Annotated in this window: 21 protein-coding genes and 1 pseudogene; 14 read left to right on the top strand and 8 right to left on the bottom strand. The window is 50.4% G+C overall.

The annotated features are described in order from the left end of the window. Nucleotides 1-579: 579 nt before the first annotated feature. The 3 genes from RIN69_RS22425 (at nucleotide 580) to RIN69_RS22435 (ending at nucleotide 1817) form a co-directional block, all read left to right on the top strand. Nucleotides 580-969: a DUF1090 domain-containing protein gene (locus RIN69_RS22425; RefSeq protein WP_313857935.1), complete on the top strand. Its 390-nt coding sequence runs from the start codon at nucleotides 580-582 to the stop codon at nucleotides 967-969. Nucleotides 970-1353: 384 nt separating this feature from the next. Next, nucleotides 1354-1569, top strand: coding sequence for a hypothetical protein (locus RIN69_RS22430; protein WP_313857936.1), 216 nt, complete (start codon nucleotides 1354-1356; stop codon nucleotides 1567-1569). A gap of 17 nt (nucleotides 1570-1586) precedes the next feature. Beyond that, a complete protein-coding gene (locus RIN69_RS22435; RefSeq protein WP_313857937.1) occupies nucleotides 1587-1817 on the top strand; it encodes a putative hemolysin in 231 nt (76 codons plus the stop codon). A 1097-nt stretch (nucleotides 1818-2914) separates the two neighbouring features. Here the strand turns inward: RIN69_RS22435 and RIN69_RS22445 are convergent. Then, on the bottom strand, nucleotides 2915-3712 hold the full coding sequence (locus RIN69_RS22445; protein WP_313857938.1) for a site-specific integrase: 798 nt from the start codon (nucleotides 3710-3712) through the stop codon (nucleotides 2915-2917). Nucleotides 3713-3755: 43 nt separating this feature from the next. Between RIN69_RS22445 and vapB the strand changes: the two genes are divergently transcribed. From vapB to RIN69_RS22460, 3 genes and pseudogenes are all read left to right on the top strand, one after another. Continuing rightward, nucleotides 3756-3986: a type II toxin-antitoxin system VapB family antitoxin gene (gene vapB / locus RIN69_RS22450; protein ID WP_313857939.1), complete on the top strand. Its 231-nt coding sequence runs from the start codon at nucleotides 3756-3758 to the stop codon at nucleotides 3984-3986. After that, on the top strand, nucleotides 3983-4408 hold the full coding sequence (locus tag RIN69_RS22455) for a type II toxin-antitoxin system VapC family toxin (protein ID WP_313857940.1): 426 nt from the start codon (nucleotides 3983-3985) through the stop codon (nucleotides 4406-4408). Before vapB ends, RIN69_RS22455 begins: the two co-directional genes overlap by 4 nt. A gap of 129 nt (nucleotides 4409-4537) precedes the next feature. After that, nucleotides 4538-4674 (top strand): annotated as a pseudogene (locus RIN69_RS22460) (plasmid partition protein ParG); the annotation flags it as partial. A gap of 129 nt (nucleotides 4675-4803) precedes the next feature. On the opposite strand, the gene RIN69_RS22465 reads toward RIN69_RS22460, so the two are convergent. Continuing rightward, nucleotides 4804-5088: a type II toxin-antitoxin system RelE/ParE family toxin gene (locus RIN69_RS22465; RefSeq protein ID WP_313857941.1), complete on the bottom strand. Its 285-nt coding sequence runs from the start codon at nucleotides 5086-5088 to the stop codon at nucleotides 4804-4806. Beyond that, complete coding sequence (locus tag RIN69_RS22470) at nucleotides 5081-5323, bottom strand: type II toxin-antitoxin system ParD family antitoxin (protein WP_313857942.1); 243 nt, start codon at nucleotides 5321-5323, stop codon at nucleotides 5081-5083. Before RIN69_RS22470 ends, RIN69_RS22465 begins: the two co-directional genes overlap by 8 nt. Before the next feature lie 1362 nt (nucleotides 5324-6685). Between RIN69_RS22470 and RIN69_RS22475 the strand changes: the two genes are divergently transcribed. The 8 genes from RIN69_RS22475 (at nucleotide 6686) to RIN69_RS22510 (ending at nucleotide 13282) form a co-directional block, all read left to right on the top strand. Further along, entirely contained in the window at nucleotides 6686-7219 is a 534-nt protein-coding gene (locus RIN69_RS22475; protein ID WP_313857943.1) for a fimbrial protein, read from the top strand. A 368-nt stretch (nucleotides 7220-7587) separates the two neighbouring features. Further along, the gene (locus RIN69_RS22480; protein WP_313857944.1) at nucleotides 7588-7821 is read left to right on the top strand and encodes a fimbrial protein; all 234 of its coding nucleotides are present in this window, start codon (nucleotides 7588-7590) and stop codon (nucleotides 7819-7821) included. A gap of 45 nt (nucleotides 7822-7866) precedes the next feature. Next, nucleotides 7867-10395, top strand: coding sequence for an outer membrane usher protein (locus tag RIN69_RS22485; RefSeq protein WP_313857945.1), 2529 nt, complete (start codon nucleotides 7867-7869; stop codon nucleotides 10393-10395). A gap of 13 nt (nucleotides 10396-10408) precedes the next feature. Next, nucleotides 10409-10762 (top strand): hypothetical protein, encoded by a 354-nt coding sequence (locus tag RIN69_RS22490; RefSeq protein ID WP_313857946.1) that lies wholly within the window; start codon nucleotides 10409-10411, stop codon nucleotides 10760-10762. Nucleotides 10763-10846: 84 nt separating this feature from the next. Further along, on the top strand, nucleotides 10847-11578 hold the full coding sequence (locus RIN69_RS22495) for a fimbria/pilus periplasmic chaperone (RefSeq protein WP_313858007.1): 732 nt from the start codon (nucleotides 10847-10849) through the stop codon (nucleotides 11576-11578). A 128-nt stretch (nucleotides 11579-11706) separates the two neighbouring features. Beyond that, nucleotides 11707-12210 (top strand): fimbrial protein, encoded by a 504-nt coding sequence (locus RIN69_RS22500; RefSeq protein WP_313857947.1) that lies wholly within the window; start codon nucleotides 11707-11709, stop codon nucleotides 12208-12210. Between the two features lie 12 nt (nucleotides 12211-12222). Further along, on the top strand, nucleotides 12223-12720 hold the full coding sequence (locus RIN69_RS22505; protein ID WP_313857948.1) for a fimbrial protein: 498 nt from the start codon (nucleotides 12223-12225) through the stop codon (nucleotides 12718-12720). 10 nt (nucleotides 12721-12730) lie between these two features. Continuing rightward, a complete protein-coding gene (locus RIN69_RS22510; protein ID WP_313857949.1) occupies nucleotides 12731-13282 on the top strand; it encodes a fimbrial protein in 552 nt (183 codons plus the stop codon). Nucleotides 13283-14543: 1261 nt separating this feature from the next. Here RIN69_RS22510 and RIN69_RS22515 read toward each other — a convergent pair. The 5 genes from RIN69_RS22515 to RIN69_RS22535 form a co-directional block, all read right to left on the bottom strand. After that, entirely contained in the window at nucleotides 14544-14711 is a 168-nt protein-coding gene (locus RIN69_RS22515; protein WP_313857950.1) for a type II toxin-antitoxin system prevent-host-death family antitoxin, read from the bottom strand. A 374-nt stretch (nucleotides 14712-15085) separates the two neighbouring features. After that, nucleotides 15086-17215, bottom strand: a complete 2130-nt coding sequence (locus RIN69_RS22520; protein WP_449361567.1) for an autotransporter domain-containing protein — start codon at nucleotides 17213-17215, stop codon at nucleotides 15086-15088. 492 nt (nucleotides 17216-17707) lie between these two features. Then, nucleotides 17708-18196 carry a helix-turn-helix transcriptional regulator gene (locus RIN69_RS22525; protein ID WP_313857952.1) on the bottom strand — a complete coding sequence of 163 codons (489 nt, stop codon included), beginning with the start codon at nucleotides 18194-18196 and terminating at the stop codon, nucleotides 17708-17710. A gap of 330 nt (nucleotides 18197-18526) precedes the next feature. Continuing rightward, nucleotides 18527-19012: a hypothetical protein gene (locus tag RIN69_RS22530; RefSeq protein ID WP_313857954.1), complete on the bottom strand. Its 486-nt coding sequence runs from the start codon at nucleotides 19010-19012 to the stop codon at nucleotides 18527-18529. A gap of 1 nt (nucleotide 19013) precedes the next feature. Next, nucleotides 19014-19862 carry a winged helix-turn-helix domain-containing protein gene (locus RIN69_RS22535; RefSeq protein WP_313857955.1) on the bottom strand — a complete coding sequence of 283 codons (849 nt, stop codon included), beginning with the start codon at nucleotides 19860-19862 and terminating at the stop codon, nucleotides 19014-19016. Between the last annotated feature and the right edge of the window lie 287 nt (nucleotides 19863-20149).

Here is a 20149-nt window from a genome sequence, read left to right on the forward strand (position 1 = left end):
GTTTTTATCATGAACACGTTAGATAGCCAACTAAAATCAAGGATATTTATCTGATTAAATGTATTTATATACACAATTTTGATTTACATCAAATCAATCAAAATGAATTGTTATTAGGCGAGTGTGAATAAGATTACTGTCAGGGTTTCTGCATCGTGATCATTTTGCAAGGTTACATTTCTCAAAAAATCAGGATGTATGTCCTGCCGAGAAACCTCACTCAGAAACTTCTCGTTCGTGATATTTTTTCGATTTTTACACTCTTCCTAATTTTGATGAACTCAACTGATCTGATTATGAATGAAATTAATTTATGTGAATTATTTGAATATTTCAGGAAACTATAATGACTAAAAATAGACTCAGGCGACCATCATAATGCACAAATAACTTAGTGATATTTTCTGATGCCCACGGATGGAAACATGTCATCACAGCCTGCCGGTCGACAGCAGAAAGAAAATTTCGGCGGCGAGGTTATTCCTAAAATACGTAAACCACACAAATTTTAAGGAATAACTGTTGGCTCTTCTGTAGAATTCATTCTGCTCTCAATTGACAAATATTATGGATATTTTCATGTTTAAAAACAGCGCGTTATTTGCATTTTTATTGATACTGACACCAGTCTCCACAGTGCTGGCTACACCGCAAGCGGCAAAAGGTTGTGAAGCCGAGCATCGCGACATTGAACAGCGGCTGAATTATGCACGCAATCACGGGAATACTCAGCGGGCCAGCGGCCTTGAGAAAGCGCTGTCCGAACTTGATGCTCACTGCACTGATGAAGGGTTACGTGCCGAGCGTCAGGAGAAAGTGCGGGAAAAAGAACAGAAAGTTGAGAGGCGCCGCCTGGAACTGACAAAAGCGCAGGCTGATGGACGCCCGGAAAAGATAAGTAAAAAGCAACAGAAGTTGTCAGAAGCAGAGGAGGAACTTACAGAAGCAAAAGGCATGTTGAATAAGTAAAGCCACATGGCGGGCATACGCTTAATAAGAGAATGCATTTGTCGGCAATCGTCCTGTCAGGATCATATCTGGTATCCTCTGCTTATTCCTACGAAGCAGAGATCCCTCGTGCGTTCAGGCTCCGGCCTGAATCGCTTCGGCGGATTCATGTCTCAACACATGACCTGATGGCATTGTTTACAGAGCAGGAAGATATCATCAAACCTGATGGGATGGACGTTCCATCAGTGGTCAGGTAGCCGATACACTCAGCCATGTGTCTCTGGATAGTCAGTGTTATCAATAGGATCGGGAACATCATTTTTGGCACCGTTGAAGACACTTTCAGGCGGGCTGGCGTATGGTACGCTATACATGCACAGCAATTATGATTCAGAAGTCTCTATGCTGACTATTCGATTATCTGATGAGATTGAGTCCTGTCTGGACTCGCTGGCGAAGCAAACCAACCGGCAGAACAAGGCCTTCTATGTCCGGGAAGCGATACTGACGGATCTGGAAGACCTGGACGATTGTTGTCTTCCAGCCGCGAGGCTGCGCGTGTTCATCATCGTGATGAAACAGTGCATTCGTTTTAGGGCTGGAGGAAGCGTTAATTAATGAGTAGGGGAATTTAATTGAAAAGCGTAATAGTTATTTTAGCTGTGGCGTCATTATCAGCATGCGCCGCTAAAGAGGAAAAGAAGCAGCCATTACCAGATATGGCGAATCCAGCCTCAGTTTTTTGCGGTAAAATGGGGGGAGCGCTGAGTATTGTTAAGGAATCTCCCGGTGAAGTTGGTTACTGCACACTGCCCAGCGGTGAACGCATTGAAGAGTGGACCCTCTATCGAAGAGATAACAAATAGCAAGTAAGCCTCCCGAATTAGGCTCCTCCTGTAACTATCTGATTTTATGCTTATAATCTGTCTTTTTTGAAGTCAATTATCCGCAGCTTATGAACGGGCTCGGTTCATCAGGCACGCTCCCGGAAAACCATGGTTTGTTCACTCAGCACGGATCCCGAAGCAATAAAATTTCTCGCACGGTTAGTCATACTCAGGGTTGAAACGCACTAGCCAACTACGGAACGTGATAAAAATTACAAAAAATAAAGCCGTGCCCCAACCGGAAGAAAGGAAGATGGCTAAGTTTGACACGAAATGTTGCGCATAGGCGGTTTTCTAACATGCTCAGTAATGATAACAGCAGATGCTATCAGTAAAGAGCTATCGTCGACGGCGCAGATAAGACGATGCTCAGAGATGCCCCTGCGGAAACAGAAACCATCAATATTATGCTTCAGGAGTTCAGATTTTCCTTTCCTTCAAGAAGGGTTCTGCTGGTATTCTTACTGAGCTCATTTATCTTATCTTTCTTTTATCCATTTCCTGCCAATAAAGACAATCTTCCCATGCCTCAGCGGAGCATGTCAGTTTCACTCGATGATTCGACGGGCTTTAGTGCTTTGCAGATGTGTTGGATCGGGGCTTGGCCCTTTATAATGGTGTGGGTTCTGATTAAAAAACAGTCCTGACGTGCAAGAACTCCCGCTGTAAAAGTGGTCTGAAGCGACTTCAGAATAGCCTACTGCTCCTACTGATGCCGCTCCCCCTAACACAGAGCGATATCTGCCCGAGGCAATTCCACACTGACCTGCCCAAAAACCGACAGGCATCCTGAAAGCACCATTCTGTCCAATCCGCCGACTTATCCACAGTTTCTGTGGATAATACTCTTTTTTGTGACTGTCAGCGGCGTCCGATACTGTATGTAGTGCCGGACGGAGTAGGCCTAACCCTCCCGGTGGATAAATTCTGTATCCGGCGCCGTTCCGGCTGCTCGGCAGAGTTCCGTTACGAAAGGATTAAACCGCATCAAAACTGACGCCAGCCGATTTATTAACACTGATCTTTATAAAATTAAGCCCTTTCATAGTGTCAGGAATTTAAGATGTGCCCACCTGTCATGATTTTTTTAGCATAGCCACGGCATCAGTGCCGATCATGTGAAACTGCACCCGGTGCCGCGCGGCGACGTCGAGCGCGGATACCTTTGTGTACACCTCCGTCGACTTCAGATTCTTGTGTCCCATCAGACTTTGCAGCGCCTTGAGCGGAATTCCCGCGTACAGCATGTGCATGGCGTAACTGTGCCGGAAGGTGTGAGACGTCACCGGTACGGAGAACATCACGCCGTCGGCCGCGGCTGCCTCAACAACCTCATTCAACCAGGTACGCACTGTCCGATCGGCGACTGTCCACAGCCTGACTTTTTCAGCTCTTCCTGTCTCCGAATTCCGTCGCTCAATTGGGATCTTGAGCGTGGCCGTCATCATCTCCAGCTGAGTCACGTACTGCGGAGCCGAAAGCGGCACCAGGCGGTGCGGCACGACGGCTGACGGCGTCCGTCCAGATCCGCGCGCGGCCTTTTCACCGCGCTGCTTGAGCGTGGCCAGCTGCACGTAAGGATAAGGCAGTGTCAGGCTAAAATCAGATCTCGTCAGCGCGAGCGCCTCATTAATGCGAGCGCCGGTATTCCATAGTGTCGTAAACAGCATCTTGCGGTGCAGGTCCGGTACGTAGTGAAGCAGGGCACTGACCTCCGGGGCCAGCAGATACTGCGGGTAGTCGTCATGCCGGGCGGCCATCTGCCGCAACGCCAGCGCTGCCGGATAGTCAATCGCGACCGGCAGCTCTGTGGCCGAACTTGGTGTAGGCTGGGACGAAACGTGTACAGGAATCCATCCCTCGCGCGTCTGCATATACTGAGGATATGCGAAAAGGCCATGAGGCCAGGAGGAAGTGATGAGAACCGTATCTATTTTTAAAAACGGCAACAACCGTGCCATCCGTCTGCCTCGCGATCTGGATTTTGAAGGGATGAGCGAGCTGGAGATCGTCCGGGAAGGAGACAGCATCATCCTGCAGCCCTTCCGGCCGTCCTGGGGCTCGTTCGCACAGATGGAGAAGACCGATCCGGACTTTATGGCGGAGCGGGAGGACGTTGTCAGCGGCGAAGGACGATTTAACCTGTGAACAAGATCAATATGCTCGACACCTGTATCTGCTCGTTCATCATGCGCGAGCAGCCGGAAGCGGTACTGAAGTGCCTGGAGCAGACGGTACTGCGCGGCCATCGCATAGTGGTCTCGGCTATTACCTACTCTGAAATGCGCTTCGACGCCACCGACTCGAAGGCCTCGCCGCGCCATATTGAACTGGTTGACGCATTCTGCGCACGCCTCAATGCCATCCTGCCGTGGGACCGCGCCGCGGTGGAGGCCACCATGGATATCAGGGCCGCGCTGTGGCTGGCCGGAACGCCAATTGACCCGAACGACACGGCGATTGCCGGGCACGCCATCGCCGCCGGCGCCGTACTGGTGACCAATAATACGCGGGAATTTGAGCGGGTGCCCGGCCTGGTGCTGGAAGACTGGGAAAAAACAACACGATGAGTTATGTATAGTGCCCTGCTGGCCAGCCTGAGAGTCAGCGAATGATAAAGAGGTTCTACGCCGAAACTTCCGACACTCACTCGCAGTCAGGCATCACTGAGCGATCAGCCCCATAGGGTAACCCTGCAAAAACAAAAGAGAGTCAACGTTAACTTTGATGAAAAAAAACATATCCACTTCAAGTTGTGTGTGCAAAACAAGGCACATCTATTACGGATGTGATAAAGGACTTGGTCGATAATTGGCTGAAAGAAAATGACAGCTAAAAACTCAAATGAGTAAAAACACATTAACTCAAAAACACACATATCCATACCGAGAACACTGATCGGGTGCATGAATTTTTATGTGCCAGATCGGTGTTGGCCAAGCAAAGCGCAGCAGCGTGTTTAGATTTATAGTAAATGGCGTTTATGGTTCATCTGTTGGTGCAAGATACGCGCAATCAGAATATCCGTATTACGAACCGTATAAAAAATGGCATGTCGCTGAAATTCAATGCGCATCACACCAGGAACGGCATGGTAGTCACGTCCTAAATTTGGCATTCCGGCTAGTGTCTCGAAAAATGCCTCAAGTGCGTCTGTATAATGGTCTGCCTGAGCTTCACCAAATTTTAAGAGCGTATAATCATAAATCCCGGCGAAGTCTTTTGCCGCCCGTTCGGTGAGTTTATACACGATGTCTCAGTTTTCTTTGTGCTGCAATATCCCGCAGTGATAGCGAGCTTTCACCGCTTTCCAGCCCAGCAATAACAGCCTGGCGAATAACTTCATCGTTTGTTTCCTGCTGCTCCAGCAATCGCAGCGCAGAGCGCATAACTTCACTCGCAGAGCTGTAACGGCCACTATCTATTAATCGACTAATAAACGAATCGAGTTGTTCGCCAATCGTAACGCTCGTTGTTCTGGCCATAATGCCCCCTGTGTTAACTATCAACACAATGATAGAAATCCTTGCTCCTGGTGTCAACGAATACCCCCAAACGGACTTCGCTCCCCTTTCTGCCAGACTGGTTTTTTAGCTTACTTTTAGCGATGAAGAAGGCTGTGGTTACCGTCACCCCTTTCTTTTCAGCTGCTGTTTTAAGCCAAAAAAAGGGATTGTTATAAATATTGCCCAGTTAATGCTAGCGGAAAAAATATATTCCTCTGTTTATGAACAGGTTAGATATCGCTACGTGGATACCAGCGCAGAGTGTGTTTTATTGAATGATCGCTGACCATTACCTGTCTTTTTTTCACCAATTCCAGTAGTAACAGACGCGACTTATAAATACTGAGGTCATTCGTGTCCGCTATTTGTCGCGTTGAAGGCCATTCAGACTGTGGCGGGAAATTGCCATCGTCAGAAGGTGGAGCCATCCTGTACAGTGACTGTATTATCTTTTTATGTAAAGGGTTTTGTGGTTCATATTTACTTGAGGGGAAAATATTCATAAGTCAGTGACTCCCGGTGTTTTTTTGATAATTAAAAGATGGGCAGGTGTCTTTATGTTACTGACCATTGGACCGTGCAATCCTGTGGTGTCTGCCACTCATACAACATCGTTCGCTCATCATCTTTTCCATCGAGCCTGTTTGTTGCATTTTTGTAAAATATCGCTATTAATTCCTATTTCAGGATAACGCTCTGAATTACGTCTCAATAATTATTATATGTTACGCCTTTATGTGATCCATTTTTTTTTATTTGACCGCGTCCATTTGGTGCTTTATTCTCGATTTTGCCTGCTTGATGGGCGTAAACCAGTGTTTTATTCTGATTTTCCCACATTTGTATCATCCATCTTTTTTATCGTCGTGAATTATCACCCCCTGAATTTTGCGATGTTTTATGCTGTTTATTGATTTTCGGGAGAGATTTAACGATACATTCTCAATTAGCCAAGCTGATGTTTTAGTCTATTGTTTTTTATTTTTTCGTTTTATTTGAATATGGTTTTTCGATGCGATTTTTTTTGTAAGAATAGCGTTGCTTCGAGAGGTGTGAGACTTTCATCAACTGAAAGATGTTGTGAGGAAAAGGTGACTTACAAAGAATAATCCTAGAGTGTTTTTCTTAATGGAAAAATCTGGATGTTCTAGCGGTAAGGCACATGAAATTTTCTGTAGACTTAAGATTATTCGAAATGGCTACATGGTTTTATTTTGGTTAGATTATTCGAAACATATCTCGATATGCACAACGGATATTGCATTAGCCCTTCATTAGTTAGTGATGTAGACAGGGCTTTTTAAAATTTTATTTACAATACACCTTTAAGGATTTTTTTACATGAAACTGAATAAAAGCGTTTTGGTTGCTGTTGTTGCTCTGGGTATGGCTTCTATGGCTAATGCAGCCGATCAGGGCCACGGTAAAGTCACCTTCACCGGCTCCATCATTGATGCACCGTGCTCTATCCATCCTGATTCTATCGATCAGACCGTAAACCTCGGTCAGGTCGCTAACTCAACGTTAGCAAACGGCGGTAAATCTACGCCGCGTAACTTCACTGTTGACTTGGAAAACTGCTCGTTCGGTTCTCCTGCAACAAAAAACAAAGTTGCTCTTACCTTCACGGGTATGGAGTCAAAAGCTAAAAACGGCCTGCTGGGTATTACCGGTACTGCAACAGGCGCCAGCGTTGCTATTACTGACGGTTCTGGCCAGGTTATTTCATTGGGTAAAGCGACCAACCCGCAAACCCTTCAGGATGGAAAAAATACCCTGAGCTTTGCTGCATATATGCAGGGTGACGGAGCGTCTGCTGCTATTACTGAAGGTGATTTCCAGGCAGTTGCTGACTTTACCCTGGCTTATAACTAATCTTCTAGTTTTATTTTCTGTTGATATATGCATGCGGGAATGCCCGCATGCTTTTCAACAAATGACGATAAAAAGATAAATATAAGTGAGTGTGAGAAATAAGTTTTTATAGTGATTCCTTGCATATTTTTCCCACGGGCTGCCAGTTTCACTAAGGAATGGGTCAGGTAAATATGCAAGGAGCCATTATCGACGCTTCCTGCGCCATCGCTGTAGAAAGTCGTAAGAAGACTGTCGAAATGGGTGTTGTGCCGCTGATTGATATCGATCGTGAAGGCTGCGCGGACAATAAATCCTTTTTATTCAGCTGGTTAACTATTTGGTCCTCAGGGTCGAACAAAATTAGCCGGAACAGTTTCAGGTGACTTTTGGGTGGCATGCAAGGAAAATTGTTCAGCGTTCACGGTAAGGCTTCTGGTATTGCTTTGCAGATAATTGATCGTCAGGAAAATATTGTGCTGCCGGGAAAGGCATTAACCTTCGCCGATATCACGTCAGGCAACATGCATCTTAATTACACCATGAAACTGGTGAAAACTAATAATGAGCTCTACGCGGGTGATTGCTTTTCATTAATTCGATTCATGCTGACTTATTTTTGAAAATTATCCGCGACTGAACTGAAACTTAAAAAACCAGGTGTTTATATGAGAATTTCGTCTAAAGAAAAACGGATGCGTCTTCGGGTGTTAGGCCTGTGTATATCTGTTGCGCTGGGTATTTCAGCGAAGCAGGTTTATGCGACAGACGAGATTCAATTTAATACGGATGTGCTGGATGTCAATGACAGACAAAACATCGACCTGAGTCAGTTTTCCCGTGGTGGCTACATTATGCCTGGCACCTATGGCATGACGGTGCATATCAATAAAAACGATCTGCCGGACCAGCAGGTTCCTTTCTATCCGCCAGAGGATGATCCTGACGGCAGCCAGGCCTGTATTAGTAAAGCGCTGGTCGGGCAGTTGGGCTTCAGGGATGCTGTACTCAAAAACCTGACCTGGTGGCATCAGGGCGAGTGTCTGAATGAAAAGAGCGTACAGGGAATGGAGGTTCGTGGAGATCTTGCCACTGACGGCCTGTACCTGACTATTCCGCAGGCTTTTCTGGAGTACACCGCAGAGAACTGGGATCCCCCTTCGCGCTGGGATAACGGTATTCCGGGACTGTTATTGGACTATAACGTTAACGCCCGAAGTCAGCAGCAGCTGAAGCAGGGTACGCGCGGGTACGCCGTCGGAGGTAACGGTACTACAGGTGCGAATTTTGGTGCGTGGCGACTGCGTGCAGACTGGCAGGCCAGTCTCGAACACCAGACTGGATCAGGACAGCCGACAAAACAACAGCTGGACTGGAGCCGCTACTACGCATATCGCGCGATACCAGCCCTGCGCTCAAAAATGACGCTGGGCGAAAACTACCTGGATTCCGGTATGTTTGACAGTTTTCGCTTTGCCGGGGCAAGCCTGGTGTCAGATGACAACATGCTGCCACCCAACCTGCGCGGCTATGCGCCGGAAGTGGTGGGCGTAGCCAAAACGAATGCCAAGGTAGTGATCAGCCAGCAGGGACGGGTGCTGTACGAGACCACCGTTGCCGCAGGGCCTTTCCGCATTCAGGACATTAACGATGCGGTCAGCGGTGAGCTGAACGTGCGGGTGGAAGAGCAGGACGGTAGCCTGCAGGAATTCACCGTCAACACCGCCAGCATTCCTTATCTTACGCGTCCTGGTTCGGTCCGTTTCAAGTTTGCAGCCGGTAAGCCGTCTGACCTGAAACACAGCACACGCGGACCGCTGTTCGGCACCGGGGAAGCTTCTTGGGGCGTCAGCAACGGCTGGTCACTTTACGGCGGAGCCTTGGCGGGCGGCGATTATAACGCCCTGTCACTGGGCATTGGTCGTGACCTGATGGCTTTGGGAGCGTTGTCATTTGACGCCACTCAGTCGCGTGCACGGCTGCCGGATGAGTCAAAAACGCTCAGTGGCGGGTCGTATCGCCTCAGCTACTCGAAAAGCTTTGACGAGCTGGACAGCCAGGTCACGTTTGCAGGTTACCGTTTCTCTGAGCAGGACTTCATGAGCATGAGCGAGTACCTCGACGCCCGTGAGACCGGTATCCGCAACGGGAATGGTAAGGAGATGTACACCATCACCTTTAACAAAAGCTTCCGTGATTCAGGTCTGAGTACTTACCTTAATTACAGTCATGAAACGTACTGGGATCGTGCGCCCAGCGACCGTTATAGCCTGACGATGTCGCGCTATTTTGACATCGGCAAGTTCCGTAACGTGAGTCTCTCGCTGTCGGCTTACCGCAACCAGTATAACGGTACGAACGATGACGGCGCTTACCTGTCGCTGTCCATGCCGTGGGGAGACCGTTCGACCGTCAGCTACAACATGACGGCCAGCCGCAAAGATGTCAGCCACCGTGTAGGCTACAGCAACCGCATTGATGAGCATAACAATTATCAGCTCAGTGCGGGTGCGGCACGGAGCGGCGTAAACGCGAGTGCCTATTATAATCATGAAGGTGATGTTACGCGTACCAGCGCCAATGCCAGCTATCAGGAAGGCACTTACAGCGCCATTGGTATGACCGCTCAGGGCGGAATGACCCTAACCGCAAACGGCGGCGCAATGCATCGTGCGGGAACGATGGGAGGTACGCGTATGCTGATTGACACCAGTGGCGTGGCCGGCGTACCGGTACGGGGTTACGGCAGCACCAGCAATACCAATGCCTGGGGAAAAGCGGTGATCGGGGACGTGAACAGCTATTACCGCAATAAGGCCAGCATCGACCTGAATAAACTCGGTGATAACGCGGAAGCCACCAAATCGGTGGTGCAGGCAACGCTGACCGAAGGGGCAATTGGTTACCGGAAGTTTGATGTGATTGCCGGACAGAAGGCGATGGCGATTATCAAGCTGGCAGACGGCAGCGAACCGCCGTTCGGTGCCACGGTGCTGAATGCCCGTAAGCAGGAGACCGGTATTGTTAACGACGGCGGCAGCGTGTACCTGAGCGGCATTAAAGCGGGTGAGAGTATGGTGGTGAAATGGAACGGCAGCGCCCAGTGTGAGCTGACACTGCCGGCTCCGCTGCCTGCAGACATGCTGATGAATACTCTGCTGCTGCCCTGTCATCCGTTGAGCGCACAGAACCAATAAGACGAGAGACTTCATGAAACAACCAATGCGATTTTCGGATGCTGTCCGGACCTGTTCACTGGCGCTGGCAGCGACAGGCATTGTTCTGGCGGCTGCGCTGATGGTGTCGCAAGCTCAGGCCTCCGTGCCCCTGGCCGACAACGGCGTGACGCTGGTGAGCCTGAGCGTCAGTAATCCGCAGCCGTATCTGGCACATGACTGGGATAGCGAGGCAGGAAATAAAAACGGGCGTTCGTCAGCTGTTTTCCCCTTTGCGCCCGATAAGTCGGGGCAGATGAAGGAACTAGCTCCTGCAACGATGCCACCGAACAGTGAAACTGTCTACAGTGAACCATTGAGTTGTCATCCGGGCTGCAAACGAGCCTGAACATTTTAGAATATGGAAAAGAGAGACGTAACCATGAAACAACAGATGAGCAGCATGGGTGCATTACGGGCATCTTCTCTGAAGATGGCGGCGATAAGCATGACCCTTCTGGGCGCGCTGGTTGCGCAACAGGCACACGCAGCGATTGCGCTGGACCGTACCCGGGTCATCTTTGACGGCAGCGAAAAATCAATCAGCCTGAACGTCAGCAATCAGAATAAACAGCTGCCGTATCTGGCGCAGGGCTGGATTGAGGATGAGCAGGGCAAAAAAATCCAGAGCCCGCTCACCGTGTTACCGCCGGTACAGCGTATTGAGCCGGGCAAGCCAAGTCAGGTGAAGATCCAGGCTCTGCCCGCGGCGAAGTTGTTGCCACAGGATCGTGAGTCGATTTACTACTTTAATTTGCGTGAAATTCCGCCGAAGAGCACGAAACCTAACACGCTGCAGATTGCGCTGCAGACGCGCATTAAGCTGTTCTATCGTCCGCCGGCAATCGCAATTGAAAAGAACGCTACGCCGCCGCAGGAACAGCTGACGCTGAGCAAGCAGGATAACGGGTATCTGGTGAAGAACCCGACGCCGTATTACGTCACCATTGTCAATGCCGGCAGCAAAAAGGGTCACGACGGGGCGAAAGAGTTTAAACCGATGATGATACCGCCGAAGGGGACAATGCCGCTGACGGCAAGTGCAGCCAGCGTAGGCGGAAGCCCGGTGCTGACCTATGTTAACGACTACGGCGGCCGGCCTCAGCTGAGCTTCAGCTGTTCAGGATCGACCTGCACCGTGGTGCCGGAAAAGAAAGCACAGTAAACAGCCGCGTGCCGCTGTTTTCAGATGAATACAGCGGCACTGGCGGGCAGCCCGTTTACTCTTATGCAATAGCGTGGTGGAAATAAATGACAGGGAATACAAACAAATCCCAGGAACGGGTGACGGCCATGAAGGGAATCATGCGTTATCGCAGGGCCGCCTTTTTGCTGTGCGGGATGCTGGGAGCCCTGCCGCAGATAGCGACGGGTGCCGGTCACAGCGCCTCCGTTACCGTGAAGGTGACGGTTGTGGCGCCGCCGCCGTGCATCATTAATGACGACCGGGCGATAGAAGTGGATTTTGGTGACGTGATCACCACCCGGGTGGACGGCGCTCACTACCGGATGCCGGTAAATTATACCCTGTCCTGCACCGGAGATACCGCCAATGCGATGAAGCTTCAGGTGCAGGGCAATAGTGCCACTTTTGACGGGACGGTGCTGCTGACAAATAAAGAAGGGTTAGGCATTGAGCTGCAGCAGGGCAGCAGCAAGCTGCCGGTCAACAGCTGGCTGAACTTCAGCTATCCGGACAAACCGGAACTGTGGGCCATCCCGGTTAAGCAGGCCGGGGCCACCCTGACCGGGGGCGAGTTCACGGCGGGCGCCACAATGAAAGTGGCCTATCAGTAACAGGAGCGGAATATGATGATAACGAAGAACGTCCTGCTGCTGTGCACCCTGATGGGGTTTGCCGCCATGGCGCAGGCGAAGGACGGCGAGGCCGATATGACCTTTCGCGGCACGCTGATTGAGCCGCCGCCGTGCACCATCAACGACGGCAATCAGGTCGACGTGGATTTTGGTGAACGGGTAGGGATTAATAAGGTGAACGGGGTGAACTACCGTCAGCCGCTGAACTACCAGATTGTCTGTGAAAAAAGCGCTGCCAGTTCCCTGGCGCTCACCTTAAGCCTGAGCGGGGCGCAGACCGGGTTCGATAACGAGGCCCTGCTGAGCAGCAAAGAGAACCTGGGGATCCGGGTGTACCAGAACGACCAGCCGTTCACGCCGGGCAGTTCGCTGGCCATTGACCTGTCCAGCCCGCCGAGGCTGGAGGCGGTGCCGGTTAAAAACGCGGGAAGTACGCTGACCGAGGGCGCTTTTGAAGCCTGGGCCACGCTGCGCGCCGATTATCAGTAAGGAAGCAGATATGCCATACAAACCGGTTAAGTTGTTCGCACAGGTCTCTGCTCTGCTGCTGGCGCAGGCGTTTTTCACCCTGCCGGCCACGGCGGCGGCGGGCGATAACGTGCGTTTTCACGGCGCTCTGGTGGCGGAGCCCTGCGTTATCCCGCCGGGCGAGGAAGAGATAGCGCTGGATTTTGGCACTATCATTGATAAGTACCTGTATCTGAACACGCGGACCATCGGGCAGCCGTTCACCCTCCATCTGACCGACTGTGACCAGAGCCTGGGCCAGACGGTGAAGGTGAGTTTTTCAGGCACGGAGAGTACGGCACTGCCGGGGCTGCTGGCAATTGACGGCAGCGGCGGCGCCAGCGGGATCGCCATCGGGCTGGAAACGCAGCAGGCCGTGCCGCTGCCGCTGAATAAGGCGAGCGGTACCTATCCCCTGCGGTCGGGCGATAACCTGATCGGGCTGAAAGCCTTTGTACAGGGCGAACCCGCAGCGATAGCGAACCAGACGATTGGCCTTGGCGCGTTCAGCGCGGTGGCGACGTTCAGCCTGGAGTATGAGTAAGGTGATTAAGGGCTGCATGGATGTGGCTGGCAAAGGGGGACGCCTGACAATCCTGTGTGAATACAAGTATCGAATATGGAGTGCACTTTATGAATTTAGACATTATTAGAAAATCAAAACCATACGCATTGGCACTATCCGCTGTCCTGAGCCTGCAACTGATGAATACCGGTGTCGCCTACGCATTGGAATGGCCTATGCTTCAGGACTTTTATATCACCTCTTGGGACAATCCACACGAGGGAGTCAAATACGGGACCTCTGGGAGCGTGATGACAAGCGCTCCAGACCGACCTGAGCCGGGGCCGTCCACTGCACATACCATTAATGTCATTCCCTGGGGGGTGCATTGCTCTTCCGGCGATACGGCCGCGACCTTTTCGGGCTGCTCGTGGTCATATCCAGGATATGGGCACTCGCCGACGCTACTGGGCAAATGCCAGACCATCAGCCCGACGAGTTGGGTCCTGACTTCTGACTCCACTTGCACAGTGGCAAACACCACTAGCGCTGGATATTATGTCCACGTTGGTGCGGGGCCTGGCGCTGAATGCACTGTGTTTGGCAAGGCGCCCGTTAGTGGCAATTCGTGGCAGGGCAGCATTGGCACGCCTTGGGGCGATTTAACCGCGCTTCAGGTAGCCCAATCAGGGAATACATACTGCGTCAAAGCTTTGCCCATCAACGTAGTGTGTGACGTTGTCATACCGGGGGGCGGCATAATCGACCATGGGATCATATCAACGAATGCGCTGTCATCCCGAACCGTTCCGGGTACCCTTAATTGTGGGGATGCTCCCTCCGTAACTATTTTGGGTAACGCCGTAATGGACATGGCAGGTGGAGTGACATCAACTCTGTCGGTAAGCGATGTTACGGCCACCGGGTTTACTCTCAACTCAATGGTACGTGCCGTGAACGCGACTCCGGGTGAACACCAGGCATCCGCCATTCTTGTCGTCTCACCGCAGTAAAGCCGTCGACCATCCTAACTCCGGGCCAAATCGATGCATCCCGGCTGTGGTCGGATGGTCCCTGGGAGGGGGATACCCCCCCTTTCACACTACTTGAACAGTGTACGTAAGCATCACACTTCTGGCTTTCCTGCCCACCAGTCGTTCATCTGCCGGGCTGCCGCGGATCTCTGATTCGATAGCATACAGCGCACCAAAAGATACAGGTCAACACATCGGTGAAGCTCCATTAACACTGATGGAACCCACCGAATAACAATTTGAGTCAAAAGTGATCTGCATAAATGTTATGCAGCACTCCCGCTGGATGTTATTGGGCGATCTCTATTCTTTTCCCAAGACATCATGACTGCTTTCGGGCAGCAGTTTTTGGTAATACTGACGTGATCGCGCATTGCTTGGCTGAGTCGTTCGCCAAACTGCACCTTTGCTTCGCTGGCCGTGAAACTGTTCATGGTTACTCCGCTTTAATCAAATTGATCCATTTGTACCTTACGGGCAATTTATCTCTATAACACGTTGCTTACCCGTCCTGCTGGAGCATTTTCCTTACGCGCTGACGTGATCAAGCATAGGTCTCTCTCTGTAAGACGTTAGCCGGTTTGCTGAAGAGTCGGCCGGAGTCGGTGCGTCTGGTCAAGGTGATGCTGAAGAATAGTAATAGGGGATTTTTATCAATGGGGGAATTTTAAACGCATCCGTTACTTTTCAAGTGTTGACCCTCGCCAAATACCCGGGCAGTGAATTAGTTATATTACCTGTGGTTCTCTATCAGAAAGGAGGGATGCTGACAGCATCCCTCCTTTCTGGATCTACGGTTTATCCAGGTTTAAAAGTCGACCTTAACACCTCCTGCAATGTTCCAGTCGCTCACGCCTTCACGCTGCAGGCGCTGCTGATACCGGGCCTGAGTATGAAGTGAGACGTTATCCGATACGCGCAGGCTGACGCCGCTTTTCAGCTGCAGGCTGTCGCCTCCCTTTCCGGAGCGGAAGAGCGCCTCGTCACCGCCACCGCTGATCTGCGTCACCGCTGCTTTGCCAGGGGCAAGCCTGATGCGCGCTTCATGGTTAAGTGTCAGTCCCGGCAGGGCCTGCCAGTTATGCTGAAGCGCAGCACTGTAGGCCGGCGCGTTATGCATCCGGTAGCGGACGCGGGCGTTATCCACATCGGTAAAGCTGTTGATGCGCAGATGCTGATAATCAATGCCAGCCAGAGGCGTTATCCGGTGCGTTCCAAAATCCCAGGCTTTTCCCCCTTCCATCCCCACATGCCAGATGGCCGCCTGCGGATCGGCCGTTTTGCCCCGCAGATCCGTGACCACGTTGCCGTTGAAGCGGGTATATCCTGTTGTGATGTCCAGCACCATACCGTTGTCATGCTGCCAGCTTAGCTGGCTGACGATACCGCGGGTCTTAAACCCGGCATGGCTTTCACCCTCTACGGAGCGCGGTGACAAAGAAAGATTTCCTTTGTGAATGCCGGTGCTCAGGGCAAAGCGGCTGGATTTTTCACTGTCAGACTGCCAGCGGGCTCCCATAAACCAGCCCTGATATTGACTTTTAAAATCATAGCCGTAATTAGAAAACTCACCGGAAGAGTGGTAATCATCCCGGCCGCTGTAACCATTGATAAAGAAGTACGAGCGGCTTTCCTGCGCGGTATCTGTCAGAAGCGTCGCCATGTTCCGGTCAAAGTTCAGTGCCATCGCCGGCAGGGAGATATAGGCCGGCACCTGAGGAATAACGGCCTTATGGATGGGTTTCGGCGCGGGCTCCGGTGAGGGAGTAGGTTCCGGCTGAGGCGTGGGCTCCGGTGAGGGAGCAGGTTCCGGAGCCGGAGTCAGGTCAACCGGCGTGCTGATACCATCAGCGTCCAGCATGATGTTCTGCAGGCGGTAATCCCAGTACCGATCGCCCTCACCTTTCACCAGGCGTTCATCCGTAGAGGCATGGCCCGGTGCAAACGCGTAAAGCCCGTAGGCCCATGCTCCACGGGCAACGTAGCGGCCGGCCAGGCGCACGCTGTCCGCGCGGGACTTGCCGCCGACCTGCACCAGTGACACACCTTCCCGATTATCCGCCGCGCCGTTCTTATTGGTATCGCTGTCCTGCCAGATTTGAACGGCATTGACCGAGAGTTCCAGCGGTTTACCCTCCGGCGTATTCAGGTCGCCATCAATAAGCAGGCGATCGGTCGCATTTTTCGCAAAGCCCGAGTTTATCCGCAGGCTGACCGGCTCTGAAGCGTTCAGCGTTCCAACGCGCAGCGCAGACCAGAGACCGGACTCAACGCTGACCGCACCCGGCGCTATTGCGGCGGTATCGTTCAGGTTCAGGTTGCTGATATAACCGTCGCCAGACAGCAGGGTGCTTTTGCCCATGTTCACGGGGGCGGTGATGTTGCCCGTGACCTGCAGTTGCCCCTCGCTAACCTCAATTCCCTGTTCGTTTGATACGTTTCCACTGACGGTCAGCATGCCATCGCCGGTTTTGACGACCTTTCCCGCACCGCTGACGTCAGCCGATAGCAGCGAAGCCGTCGCACCCATGATACTGGTGCGATCGGTAATATCAGCCCTCAGAAAACTGTCGGCTTCTTTTAATACCAGCTTTCCGGCGAGGGTCGCGCGATCCCATAAGTTCAGAACGGCATTTTTACCCATCAGGATATCGCCCGTCAGGGTGGCGTGTTCCTTCACCGTCAGTGCTGCATTATCGGCGACATTCACCGATGAAATGCGGTAATTCTTTTCCAGCCAGTCGTCACTGAAATAAACGTCACCCGCGTGTCTGACCTGTTCGCCCGCCAGCGCAAGTGTTCCCTGAGTGAAGTCCAGCCTGTCAGTCCAGACTCCCCCCGCAACGTCCAGCCTTCGCCCGTGGTTGTTAAAGGGGCGTACTGTATAGCGAGAGAGCTTTTGTGATTTTCCTCTCCCTGAGTCCCGAGAAAGATCTATTTCTCGCTGGTCAGAGAGATTGTTGCCGCCTGCGTACTGCGGTTAACAATTTTTGCTCCATTATCGTTGTGTTTGATCTCACTGAAGCTTATATCATGGCCATTAATATCCAGAATGCCGCCACGATAGCCAAACTGGATCGCCTGGGGATCGATCTCAGTACGCTTAAAACCATTGGGGCCAGAGATTTTCTCACTAGTGAAGTCCTTTACATAATAAGCTGATTACTTTCAACTGAGCTAATACTACTGGCTCTTTTATTTTTGCGCTATAATGTTTTTATTCATGCAAGAACTCTCCTCAAAAATGTATTTATGACTTTTCGGGTATATCCTTATGCTGAATTTAACATTCCTGAATCATATCCGGATGGGGATGAAGAAATAATATGAATGCTTTTATTATATGCCAGTGTTTCTGACGGTTCCTGCTGCAGGAATATTATTTTGGACAGCCAGTGGCGTGGATGAAGGAGTATCAATGCTGACACATTCATTCCTGCTCGTACCTTAAAATATTATCATGAAGCTCATTAAAATTACGGAAGCCGTATTTTTTTATAATATTATATTTATGCGTATAAATGACTTTCTTACTGCAGCCTAATGCGCTGGCTATCTTCGGGATGCTATCCCCGTTCAAAATAAATAGCATAATCTCATTCTCGGTGCGGGTTAACTTAACATCATATTTCGCACTGAGCCCCATGTATTTATTAATGTCTTCTTGAAGTTGGGTTTCTTTATTTAACTGGCGCTGCTGTTCATTTTCGATATTATCTGAAAATTTCACCGTATCCTGACGGGCGATACGTTCTTCAGTATAAACCATTGAGCTTTGCTTACTGCCAAGATATGCCTCATCTACAGACACCAGTTCATTCATAAGTACACTGGCTAAGTGGTTTTGGTTTTTAGGCTGGTCCAGGCCTAGGTGCAGATATTTATCTTTTGAAATAAGAATGAGATCGGTATGAGTCATGGTAGTCCTCTTCTCCAGTGTCAGTCTTAAAGACGGAGTGTTGAACTGTGTAAAGCGTTAGCCGTGAAATCCCTGGTGCCGGGCTGGCTGCATTGCTGTACCGTTCAACAGCTACATATTCTACATAAGCAACGGAAAACAGAAATATCGACTGGTTTAAATGAATTTATATGAATTTTTGTTTTGATAAGTGAAGTTTTTATGGATTTTAATGTTTATGCGATCTTGTGAGGGAAGGATAGTTAAACAGATAGTCTTTCCCTGAGAACCGGGCAGGTTCGCAGGGAGTGAACAGGTATGAGGAATGGTGTTGCGGGCGGGTTAACAGGGCTATTTAATGGCGCAGGCGATCACCGGAATGCCGTCACGATTGATCGTCATAATGTTTCTTTCGAGCTTTCTGAAACGCAGGAAGGTCTTTTTTTCGTCAGGCTGGACCATAAATTTCAGTTCGGGAGGCAGGGTATCATCGTCGCCAATGCTCATTTCATGCCAGTACAGGGCATAAACAGAGGAGCCTTTGTCATGAGAGTAATTAAAGTTGCTCATTCTTCTGACCCTGTACTGCGCGCCGTTATGGGTGACAGTACCATCATAATCCACGGCGCCCTCATTTCCTTTTCGCAGCAGAAAGTAGATGCTCGCATCAATTACCGCTTCCGAGTTATCCGGTAAAAAAGCATTCTTGTTTAGCGTTCCTGAGCAGATGAGCTCTTCAGAAGGTATGGGCGTGGGATTATCCCACTGATAGAAAGCATATACACCAGCCATCGCCAGGGTAATCAGCGCATATCCTGTCTTATATATCTTCACCATATCAGAACTTCCGTTTTTGAAGGAAATAGTTAGAGCAGTCAATGGCCATGTTATTTTTTTTATTGATTAAACAGATGATATTCAGCTGCGCAGTGCTGCTGTAGGAGTTGTGGGTATTCTCTGTTGAGTACACGAAGAAATCAGCCTTTCTGTTCCTGCAGTCAATGTTGTATTTCTCAGCCAGCAGGCTGATTGTTTTTTCCATCGAGCTGTCAGAGTAATGCTCATCCGGTTCATTAAAGCGAAATAAACTGCACTGCTGTAACGCACCCAGCTTATAATAATACTGGCGGCCACTTTTATCTTCGGCAGCATGCTGAAGTTTGGTAAAATGAACGGCAATGAGCAAGGCCGCGATGAGCAGCGTCCAGAAAAGATAAAAATTTTTATACAGCAGGGGGATATTGCGAAAATTGCGCCGCGTCGATTCCGCCGGCTGAGCAGTTCCCTGATGAGTGGTAAATAATTCAGGCTCAGGCACGGCCTCCCCATCCGGTGAAGAAACGGGCCCGCTATCCGGGTCATCAAGTATGATGACATCCACTTCCAGAACAAGCCCGACTTTTGGCTGAGTCCGGATGATGTGCAAATCGACATCCAGCATTTCAACTGTTTTTCTGATTAAGCTGAGCGAGTTATATAAATTACTGCCCGACGCCCGCAGGCCATTTTCCGTCCACGCGCGATCCATCAGGTCACCTCGGCCCAGTAAGGCATGAGGATTTTCACAAAACACTTTTAAGAGCAGAACTGCAGCATAAGGAAGCCTGGCATTTTTCTCACTGGCTATACCTGTCAGCGTTCCCGCTATGTCATCAAAAATAAGCGCATTTCCCAGCACGTAACGCATAATTCACCTTAATTAAAAAACGTCACCTGCGCTTTTTATATTGCTCACCGAATAGACTCAACAGGGCTTCAGGGCTTACCCTTGAATCCCTGCTGAGTCATAAAAATTTCAATACCCTTAACAGCCTAATACAAAACAACTGGTTACGTCATTACGACATGTAAAATAAGTGTAAATAGTTGAACTGCAGGATCGCGCCGCAAAGCCAGCGCTCTCCGGAGCAGCAGGGCTTTTTTCGCACACCTTCCGGCCGCCCGTACTTTTCTGCCTTTTCTTTACTGTTTTCG

The organism is Winslowiella toletana (genome assembly GCF_032164335.1).
Classification (GTDB): Bacteria; Pseudomonadota; Gammaproteobacteria; order Enterobacterales; family Enterobacteriaceae; genus Erwinia; species Erwinia toletana_A.